1 pseudogene is annotated in these 255 nt (G+C 56.1%); it reads left to right on the top strand.

The annotated features are described in order from the left end of the window. Nucleotides 1–255, top strand: a pseudogene (locus ACO0KW_RS20480) (hypothetical protein); the annotation flags it as partial.

Raw genomic sequence — 255 nt, 5'->3', positions numbered from 1 at the left:
CGTGGAACAATGCGGCTACGGCGACGATTGCCGCAGGCGCGACGAGTGTCTTGGTACGTACACCGATCACGGATGATCTGATCAGCGAAGTCAATGAAACCTTTGATTTGACGGTGACACGGACAGCCGGTACGACGACGAACGCTTCGGCAACCGGTACCGCAACGATTACCGACAATGACGGTACACCAAGTTTGTCGATCAACGACGTGATCGTCAACGAAGCGGCTGGCACAGCGACCTTCACGGTCACCT

The organism is Undibacterium sp. Ji22W, assembly GCF_049340305.1.
Classification (GTDB): Bacteria; Pseudomonadota; Gammaproteobacteria; order Burkholderiales; family Burkholderiaceae_D; genus Undibacterium.
Note: the sequence above shows the minus strand (reverse complement) of the source record. Positions and strands in the feature narration are given on the sequence as shown.